The sequence below is a fragment of the Curtobacterium sp. UCD-KPL2560 genome (assembly GCF_001705035.1).
Classification (GTDB): Bacteria; Actinomycetota; Actinomycetes; order Actinomycetales; family Microbacteriaceae; genus Curtobacterium.
The window spans coordinates 65491-74582 of sequence record NZ_MCIG01000009.1; the positions used below are offsets into that span (position 1 = coordinate 65491).

Here is a 9092-nt window from a genome sequence, read left to right on the forward strand (position 1 = left end):
CGCGTCATGCAGCCCAGTCCCGCGCAGTCCCGGCCCCAGTCCGAGTCCGACCGGTCCCGGTCGGACCTCGACCAGCCACGCTCCGGACGACCCCGCGTCACCGCGGTCCTGGTCGCCGCGAACGGCGGGGAGCAGGTCGACCGCACCCTCGACGCCCTCGTCGCACAGACGCGGCACCCGGACAACCTCGTCGTCGTCGACCTCGGGTCGACCGACGGCTCGACCGCCGACATCGCCCTCGGCGGTTCCGCGGGCCTCGTGCGCCTGCCCGCCGGACGTCCCTTCGGCGAGGCCGTCGCCCGCGCCGAACGCGAGGCGCCGCTCGCCGAGGACGTCGCCCCCGCCGACGAGTGGCTCTGGGTCCTCGGGCACGACAACGCCCCGGCGCCCACCGCGCTCGAGGCCATGCTCTCCGCGGTCGAGATCGCCCCCTCGGTCGTCGTCGCCGGCCCGAAGCTCGTGTCGCCCGACGACCCCTCGGTGATCCGAGCGTTCGGCGAGAGCACGACCCGCACCGGCCGGTCGATCACGCTCGTCCAGGACGAGCTCGACCAGGGCCAGCACGACCGGGACACCGACGTGCTCGGCGTCGCGGCGGCGGGCATGCTCGTGCGCCGCTCGGTCTTCCGCGAGCTCGGTGGCTTCGACCCGGCGCTGCCCGACGTCGACGCCGCGCTCGACCTCTGCATCCGCGCCCGGCTCGCCGGGCACCGCGTCGCCGTCGTCCCGGACGCCCGCGTGGCGAGCGCCGGCCCGATCGAGGAGTTCGGGCGCAAGCGCGTGTCCGAGGCCCGTCGGGTGCGCATGCACCGGCAGGCCCAGCTGCACCGACGCCTGACCTACGCACCGGCCGGGCTGCTCTGGCTGCACTGGCTCACCCTCGTGCCGTTCGCGATCGGGCGCGCCGTCGGACACCTCGTCGCGAAGCACCCCGCCGCGGTGTCGGGGGAGCTCGCGGCGGCGTTCGCGGTGGCCTTCGGCGGCGGCGTCCGTCGTGCGCGCCGCAGCATCGCCCGGACCCGACGGGTCGGGTGGGCCGCGGTCGAGCCGCTCCGGGTCAGCTGGCGCCGCGTCCACGAACACCGGACCACCTCGCGCGACGTCGAGCTCGCCCGGGTCGAGGACGCCCCGATCGCCCGCGCCTCGTTCCTCGGCGACGGCGGCGTGTGGGTCGTGCTCGCCGCGGCCGTGGTCAGCGCCGTCACGCTGTGGCCGCTGCTCGGCAGCCCGGCGCTCACCGGCGGGGGACTCCTGCCGCTGAGCACCGACGTCGGACGGCTCTGGCAGAACGTCGGCTACGGCTGGCACGCCGTCGGCACCGGGTGGACCGGTCCGAGCGACCCGTTCGCCGCGGTCGTCGCGGTGCTCGGCACGCTCACCTGGTGGTCGCCCTCGACCTCGGTCGTCCTCGTGATGCTGCTCGCGATGCCGGTGTCCGCGCTCGGTGCCTGGTTCGCCGTGCGCAAGGTCACGACGCGCACCTGGGTCCCGGTGATCGGTGCGACCCTGTACGCCCTCGCGCCGTCGCTCGTCGGCGGCGTCACCACGGGGCACCTCGGCGCCGTCGTCGCCCACCTGACGCTCCCGTGGCTGCTGCTCGCGGTCCTCGAGGCGCACCGCTCCTGGGCGTGGGCGTCCGGGGCCGCGCTGCTCTTCGCGGTCGTCGCGGCGTCCGCGCCGTCGCTGCTGCCCGTGCTCGTGATCGGGTGGTTCGTCTCGGTCGTCGTCGGCTGGCGACGGGCGCACCGTCGGGTGTTCATCCCGGTCCCGGCCGCCGTGCTCTTCCTCCCGCTCGTGCTCACGCAGGTCGCCCGGGGCAACCCGCTCGCGATCGCCGCCGACCCCGGTGTCCCCTCGGCGACGCCGGTCCCCTCCGCGCTGCAGCTCGCGATCGGTCAACCGCTCCCGGACTGGAGCGGGTGGCTGCCCGCGGTCGCCGGGGTGGACGCCGCGCTGGTCGCGGTCGTGCTCCCGGTCGTCATGGCCGTCCTCGTGCTGCCGGTCGCCGCGCTCGCGGTCGGTGCGCTGCTCGGGCACCGCTGGGCCGTCGCCGGTACCGCGCTCGTCCTCGCGCTCCTCGGGTTCGCGACCGCCTTCGCCGCGACGCACGTCACCGTGACCGGCGTCGGGTCCACGACCGCGATCGTGTGGCCGGGCAGCGGCCTGTCGGTGTACTGGCTCGCGCTCGCCCTCGCCGCGTGCATCGGGGTCGACGTCCTGCCCCGGGTCGCCCCGGTCGCCGGGCTCGTCGCCACCGTCCTCGCCGGGGTCGCGGTCGCGCCGTCCTTCGCCGCGTTCTTCCTCGGCACGGCGGTCATCCAGCCGACCACCGGCCGGGTCCTCAGCGCTTACGTGAACGCCGAGGCGCAGGCGAACCCGGAGGTCGGCACGCTCGTGGTCTCGCCGCAGACCGACGGGTCGCTCGCGGTCGCGCTCGAGCGCGGGCAGGGTTCGACGCTCGACGACCAGTCGACCCTCGACGCCACCGCGCTGCGGCTCAGCCCGGCCGGGGCCCGCCTGACCACGCTCGCCGGCAACCTCGCGAGCCGGAGCGGCTACGACCCCGAGCCCGCGCTGCGCTCGCTCGGCATCTCGTTCGTGCTCCTCGAGGGCGCACCCGACGACGCCTCCGCGCAGGCCGTGCACGACCGTGCCGTCGGGGCCATCGGGCAGGACGCACGGTTCACGAGCATCGGCGAGACCGCCACCGGCCGCCTGTTCCACTACGAGGGCGACGTCGACCGCGTGTCGACCGGCTCCGCCGCCACCCAGGCGACGCACGTGCTCTACCTCGTGGTCCTCGGCGTGGTCTTCGGCGCCGCGGCCCTGCTCGCGGTGCCGACCGCCCCGCGCCGACGCCGCGCCACCTCGAACGTCATCGAGGCCGAGGAACCCGCCACCACCTTCGATGAGGAGCGCGACGAATGAGCACCGGTCCCGCCACCGTCCGCCGCTGGCTCGTCCGCGGCACCGCGACCGCCGTCGCCGTGGTCGTCGCGGCCGGCGCCGTCACGGCGGCCCACGCGATCGGCACGGGGAGCGACCCCGACCGTCCCGCCGGCCGCACCGTGACCCCGGTCCCCGCCGCCGCCGAGCGGGTCTGTGCCGGCAGTGCCCTGCGCCTGTCGGACGACTCCGGCAACGACGCCACGAAGGCGAGCACCGTCGGCTCCGCCTCGGTCGCGACGGCGACCACGGGCTCGACCGTCGAGCGGAGCGAGCTGAGCGGCTCCACCACCGGGAGCAGCGCACCGCAGCTCCTCACCGCCCCGGCCGGCCGGACGACCCCGCAGGTCGCCGGCAGCAGCAGCCAGAGCGTCTCGTCGGGTGACCTCGTCGGCACCGCCGCGGCGTCCTGCGACGACCCGGGCCAGTCGACGTGGCTGGTCGGCGGGTCGACGGAGACCGGTCGCACGAGCCTCATCACGCTGTCGAACCCGACCGACGTCAACGCGACGGTCGACCTCGCGGTCTACGACGGCTCCGGGCAGGTCAGCGCACCCGGGACGACCGGCATCGTCGTCGCCCCGAACACGCAGAAGGTCGTGCCGCTGTCGGGCTTCGTGTCCGACCAGGGCTCCACGGTCGTGCACGTCACGTCCTCCGGCGGCCAGATCGTCGCGCACATGCAGGAGAGCATCGTGCGGACGCTCACCCCGGGCGGGTTCGACATCGTCTCCGGCGGTGCCGCTCCGGCGCAGCGCCAGGTGATCCCCGCGGTCGTGCTCGACCAGGCGCAGGAGGCCCAGAGCGGGGACGACGCCGCGGACGCCGGACCGATCGTCCGGATCTTCGTGCCCGGGACCCGCACCGCCCGTGTCACGCTCGGCATCACCACCGCGGACGGCGGCGGGTCGACCGTGAACGCGACCGCGGAGCCGGGTGTCGTCACCGACGTCGCGCTCGACGACTTCCCGGACGGGCGCTACTCCTTCACGGTGACCGCGACCGAGCCCGTCGTCGCCGGTGCCCGCACCACGACGCCGACCGAGGACGGCCGCACCGACCTCGGCTGGTTCGCGTCCGCCGAGCCGCTGACCGACCGCACGATCGCGGCCGTGGCCCCGGGTGACGCGCCGCAACTGTCCTTCGTGAACCCGACGCGTTCCGACGCCCGGGTGACGATCCGCTCGGGAGACGCGGAGCAGCGGGTCGAGGTGGCCTCCGGCTCGACGGCGACGGTCTCGGTGCCGGTGTCCCAGCAGCTCGTGATGACGGGGACCGAGGGGCTCGTGGCCGGGGTGTCGTACGCGGGCAGTGCGGGCATCGCCGGCTTCCCGGTCCGCGCGGCCACCGAGGCGTCGACACCGCTGCGGATCTACCCGTAGCGGGCACCGCTGCAGGGTCGGCCCGGGCGGTCCCCGCCGCGGGCGCGGCCGGCCCGGTCGTCGCCGTGCGGCATCCCCGACCGGGGGAGCCGCCGCGTCACCAGTGGCGGTAGCGGTCCGGCGCCAGGTCCCACGGGTCCTTGTCGAGCAGCTCGCCGACGGCACGGAACACCGCGGTCTCGATGATGACCCGGCGGTCGGTGTCGTCCTTCTCGGGGCTGTGGGTGACCCGTTCGACCGGGATCCGGAACAGCGTCACACGACGCTCGTCACGGTCCACGCGCCATCGGGGCATGCGCTCCGGCACCGGCGCCACCGTCGGCATGTCCGCGACCTGGAAGACGACGCCGGCGAGTTCCTCCGGCCAGAGCCCGAGCAGGTAGTGGGCGGTGTCGCCGACGATCCGGTCGAACAGCTCGGCGCGGGTGATCACCGGTGCGAGGTGCGGCCCGGTCACGCTCGACCGTCCGCCGCGCCCGTGTCGGGAGCGTCCCCTGGCGCGGTCGACCGGGGTGACGAGACGCGGCTTGCGGAACATCCCGCCATCGTACGCGGCGACGACCGCCGCGACGCGGGACCGACCGACGGGCCCTCCGGTAGGGTCGGTGCCGGTATGGACGTGCGGATCTGCAGCAAGGTCGCCTGTGGCGGCAGCGCTGCGGCGACCCTGACGTACGACTACGCGGACTCGATGGTCGTCGTCGGACCGCTCTCCACACGCGTGGAACCGCACGGCTACGACCTGTGCGCCCGGCACGCCGCGCGCCTGCGGGTCCCGCTCGGCTGGGACGTCGTGCGCCGCGGCCCGGTCCGGCGCGAGTCCGACTGACGCGACCGCGAGGGGCCGCCCGGTGCGACGGTCCGCCACGGTGTGCCGGCGCGCAACCGACCGACCCCGTCCGCGAGACGGGCCGTCCGACGCCCGGTGCGACGGCCTGGAGGCGCGACACCGGTCCGTGACGTCGTCTGACGGTCCGCCGGACCCACCGTGCGAGACTGGCGCCATGACCACGGACGCCCGCACCGCCGCACCGTTCCGCATCGCCGACCCGGCCCTCGCCGCCGCCGGCCGGCACCAGGTCCGGCTCGCCGAGAACGAGATGCCCGGCCTGATGGCCCTCCGCGAGGAGTTCGGTCCCTCGCAGCCCCTCGCGGGTGCCCGGATCGCCGGCTCCCTGCACATGACCGTGCAGACCGCGGTCCTCATCGAGACCCTCGTGGCGCTCGGCGCGCAGGTGCGCTGGGCGAGCTGCAACATCTTCTCGACGCAGGACGAGGCCGCCGCCGCGGTGGCCGTCGGGCCGCACGGCACCCCGGACGAACCGGCGGGCGTCCCCGTGTTCGCGTGGAAGGGCGAGACCCTCGACGAGTACTGGTGGTGCACCGAGCGCATCTTCGACTGGAGCGCCGAGGCGGCCGTCGCCGGCGCGACCTGGACCGGCCCGAACCTCATCCTCGACGACGGCGGCGACGCCACGATGCTCCTGCACACCGCGGCCGACGCCGAGGCCGCCGGGGCCGCTCCCGAGCCCGGTCCCGACGCGAGCGCCGAGTGGCGGATCGTCCTCGACACGGTCGCGGCGTCGCTCCGCAGGTCGGGCGACCGGTGGACCCGCATCGCGGCCGACGTGCAGGGCGTCACCGAGGAGACGACCACGGGCGTGCACCGCCTCGTCGAGCTCGCGCGGGACGGCGTGCTCCGGTTCCCGGCGATCAACGTCAACGACTCCGTCACGAAGTCGAAGTTCGACAACAAGTACGGCATCCGACACTCGCTGCCCGACGGCCTGAACCGGGCGACGGACGTCCTCATCGGCGGCAAGGTCGCCTTCGTGGTGGGCTACGGCGACGTCGGCAAGGGGGCCGCCGAGGCGCTCCGCGGCCAGGGTGCGCGCGTGATCGTCAGCGAGGTCGACCCGATCTGCGCCCTGCAGGCGGCGATGGACGGGTACCAGGTCGCCCGCCTGTCCGACGTCGTCGGCCAGGTGGACATCGTCGTCACGTGCACCGGCAACCTCGGGGTCGTCGGGGTCGACGACATGCTCGGGCTGAAGCACCTCGCGGTCGTGGCGAACGTCGGGCACTTCGACAACGAGATCGACGTCGCCGGGCTCGAGGCGCTGCCCGGTGCCGAGAAGGTCGAGATCAAGCCGCAGGTGCACGAGTGGCGGCTGCCGACCGGGCGGTCGATCCTGGTGCTCAGCGAGGGGCGGCTGATGAACCTCGGCAACGCGACCGGGCACCCGTCGTTCGTGATGAGCACCTCGTTCACGAACCAGGTGCTCGCGCAGATCGAGCTGCACACCCGGCGCGACGCCTACTCGACGGGCGTGCACGTGCTGCCGAAGCACCTCGACGAGAAGGTCGCGCGCCTGCACCTCGACGCCCTCGGCGTGGGGCTCACCGAGCTCCGACCGGAGCAGGCCGCGTACATCGGGGTGCCGGTCGAGGGGCCGTACAAGCCCGAGCACTACCGGTACTGAACCGCCCCTGGTCCGCTCGCCACCCGCTCGTCAGCGCGGGAAGCCCGGGGGCCGCGCCGTCGCGGTCGCCGCTGCGCGGTCCAGCAGCGCTGCCCGCGCACGCAACGCCGTGCGGTCGCGGTCCCGGCGGAGCACGACGACCCCGGCGAGGAACACCTCGGCGGGGACCGGCGGCACGGGGTGCACCGACGGCACGACCTCGGCTGCGAGCCGCTGGGCCGTCGCCGCACGGGCGTCCGGACGCATGTCGGCAGCGCCGCGGAAGAACGCGCCGAGCCGGTTCTCGAGCCGCTGCGGCAGCGCCGAGACGTCGGCGACCGCGGCCCACCCGACGAGTTCGGCGGGGAGCACCACCTGCGTGGGCCGGGCCCGCACGGCTCGCTCCTGCTGGACGACCGTGCCCGCGAGGAGGTCCCCGAGCCGCCGGGGCCGCGAACCGAACAGGGCCACGAGCAGCGCGATCGACCCGGCCGACCCCCACAGCTCGAGCAGCCCCACGAGCGAGCGGGTGAACGTCTGCCGGAACCCGACCGCGCCCCCGTCGAGCCGGACGACCCGCGTGCCGGTGGCGTACCGCCCGACGCTCTTGCCGCGCGTGACGGCCTCGAGCGCCGCCGGGACGAGGACGAACACGACGACGAGCACCGCGATCGACAGCGCTGCCTCCCACGCCGGGTCGACGCTGCTCGGCCACAGCCGCGAGGTGCCGACGAGGAGCATCACGTACAGGGCGAGCAGGCACACCGCGTCGAGGAGGCCCGCGGCGAGCCGGAGCGCGATGCCCGCCGGCTGCACGTCGAGGGCGACGGCCTCACCGACCACGAGCTCGTCGGCCGTGTCGTCGAGCGCCCGGACGAACCGGGCGTCGGCCAGGTCACGGGGCACGCGCGTCGTCGACATGGGATCATTCTGGCGGAGACCGGCGTCGACCGCCCGCGCGACGGTCGACACGACGACGGGGGAGACGACGTGGACCTGGACGCCTACGACGAGGTGCACCGCGACCGCTGGGGCGCGCTCGACCGGCTCGCCCGACGGCGCCCGCGCACCGGGCAGGACGTCGACCACCTGGTCGCCGGCTACCAGGAGGCCGCGTCCGACCTCGCGCGCATCCGCGGCGCCGCACCGCGGACCGTGACCGGCGACCGGCTGTCGCTCACCGTGTTCCGTGCGCGGCTCCGCTTCACCGGCACCCCGGTCGACCCGCTCACCGCCGTGACCGCGTTCTTCGTCCTCCAGCTGCCGGCCGCGCTGTTCCGGATCCGCTGGCTGACGCTCTGGGTGGCCGCAGCGACCGTGGTGGTCGCGGCCGTCGTCGCGGTGTGGATCAGCACGACACCGGGTGCGGTCGACACCTTCGGCACAGCGGAGTCGCTGCGCCGGTACGCGACCGAGGACTTCCAGGCCTACTACTCCGACCACGGGCTGGGGGCCTTCACGGCGCAGGTGTGGACGAACAACGCCTACATCGCTGCGAGCATGGTCGCGTTCGGGATCACCGGGCTGTTCGTGCCGTACTCGATCGGGCAGAACGCGATCAACCTCGGGGTCTCGGCGGCGATCATGCACTCCGAGGGCCGCCTCGGCGACTTCTTCACGTGGATCGCACCGCACGGGCAGCTCGAGCTGTACTCGATCTTCCTCGCCGGCGCGGCGGGCCTGGGCATCGCGTGGTCCTGGATCGCCCCGGGGGAGCGGACGCGGGCGCAGGCGCTCGCCGAGGACGGCCGGGCCCTCCTGTCCGTCGCCGTCGGCCTCGTCCTCACCCTGCTGCTCTCCGGGCTGATCGAGGGCGTCGTGACCCGGCAGGACTGGCCGTGGCCCGTCAAGATCGGGATCGGCACGGTCGCCCTCGCGGCGGTGCTCTGGTACCAGTGGGTCCTCGGCGGCCGGGCCCACCGTGCCGGACAGCGCGGCGACGTCGAGGAGTTCGAGCGCGGCGCGACCGCGCTGACGGCCGGCTGACCCGACCGCACCGACGGCGGACCGGTCCGACGGCTCACCGGTCCGACGGGGCGGGCGCGGGGCGCGCCTCCCGGCCGCTACAGGCGACCGCCCGCCTTCGCGCGGATGTACGCGTCGGCGACCATGAACCCGATCGAGTTCGAGGGCACGTACACGCTCCCCGAGGCGCAGCTCGACCGCTTCCTCATGAAGCTCGTCCTCGAGGTCCCGCCCCGCGACGTCGAGTGGCAGGTGCTCCGTCGCCACGCCGACGGCTTCGTCCCCCGCGACGTCCGGTCCGCCGGGGTCTCCCCCGTGCTCGGCGTGGACGAGGTCC

General features: G+C 74.9%; 7 protein-coding genes and 1 pseudogene. 6 read left to right on the top strand and 2 right to left on the bottom strand.

Annotated features, from left to right (window positions below; genetic code table 11):
* Positions 1-6: 6 nt before the first annotated feature.
* Entirely contained in the window at positions 7-2928 is a 2922-nt protein-coding gene (locus BEP24_RS04410; protein WP_141693349.1) for a glycosyltransferase family 2 protein, read from the top strand.
* Positions 2925-4328, top strand: a complete 1404-nt coding sequence (locus BEP24_RS04415) for a DUF5719 family protein (RefSeq protein WP_065960683.1) — start codon at positions 2925-2927, stop codon at positions 4326-4328. The genes BEP24_RS04410 and BEP24_RS04415 overlap by 4 nt, the downstream gene beginning before the upstream one ends.
* 97 nt (positions 4329-4425) lie before the next feature.
* On the opposite strand, the gene BEP24_RS04420 is transcribed toward BEP24_RS04415, so the two are convergent.
* Positions 4426-4866: a metallopeptidase family protein gene (locus tag BEP24_RS04420; RefSeq protein WP_065960685.1), complete on the bottom strand. Its 441-nt coding sequence runs from the start codon at positions 4864-4866 to the stop codon at positions 4426-4428.
* A gap of 75 nt (positions 4867-4941) precedes the next feature.
* Between BEP24_RS04420 and BEP24_RS04425 the strand changes: the two genes are divergently transcribed.
* Positions 4942-5157, top strand: coding sequence for a DUF3499 family protein (locus BEP24_RS04425; RefSeq protein WP_065960687.1), 216 nt, complete (start codon positions 4942-4944; stop codon positions 5155-5157).
* Positions 5158-5332: 175 nt separating this feature from the next.
* Complete coding sequence (gene ahcY, locus BEP24_RS04430; RefSeq protein ID WP_065960690.1) at positions 5333-6811, top strand: adenosylhomocysteinase; 1479 nt, start codon at positions 5333-5335, stop codon at positions 6809-6811.
* A gap of 30 nt (positions 6812-6841) precedes the next feature.
* Here ahcY and BEP24_RS04435 read toward each other — a convergent pair whose 3' ends face one another.
* Entirely contained in the window at positions 6842-7711 is an 870-nt protein-coding gene (locus BEP24_RS04435) for an RDD family protein (protein ID WP_065960715.1), read from the bottom strand.
* A gap of 69 nt (positions 7712-7780) precedes the next feature.
* Between BEP24_RS04435 and BEP24_RS04440 the strand changes: the two genes are divergently transcribed.
* Both BEP24_RS04440 and BEP24_RS04445 read left to right on the top strand, forming a co-directional pair.
* Positions 7781-8776 (top strand): stage II sporulation protein M, encoded by a 996-nt coding sequence (locus BEP24_RS04440; RefSeq protein WP_065960692.1) that lies wholly within the window; start codon positions 7781-7783, stop codon positions 8774-8776.
* Between the two features lie 114 nt (positions 8777-8890).
* Positions 8891-9092 (top strand): annotated as a pseudogene (locus BEP24_RS04445) (AAA family ATPase); the annotation flags it as partial.

Bases quoted from the DNA above. Each gene is read 5' to 3' on its own strand.
- BEP24_RS04425 (WP_065960687.1), top strand. From the start codon at position 4,942: ATGGACGTGCGGATCTGCAGCAAGGTCGCCTGTGGCGGCAGCGCTGCG.
- BEP24_RS04410 (WP_141693349.1), top strand. From the start codon at position 7: ATGCAGCCCAGTCCCGCGCAGTCCCGGCCCCAGTCCGAGTCCGACCGG.
- BEP24_RS04435 (WP_065960715.1), bottom strand. From the start codon at position 7,711: ATGTCGACGACGCGCGTGCCCCGTGACCTGGCCGACGCCCGGTTCGTC.
- BEP24_RS04420 (WP_065960685.1), bottom strand. From the start codon at position 4,866: ATGTTCCGCAAGCCGCGTCTCGTCACCCCGGTCGACCGCGCCAGGGGA.
- BEP24_RS04415 (WP_065960683.1), top strand. From the start codon at position 2,925: ATGAGCACCGGTCCCGCCACCGTCCGCCGCTGGCTCGTCCGCGGCACC.
- ahcY (WP_065960690.1), top strand. From the start codon at position 5,333: ATGACCACGGACGCCCGCACCGCCGCACCGTTCCGCATCGCCGACCCG.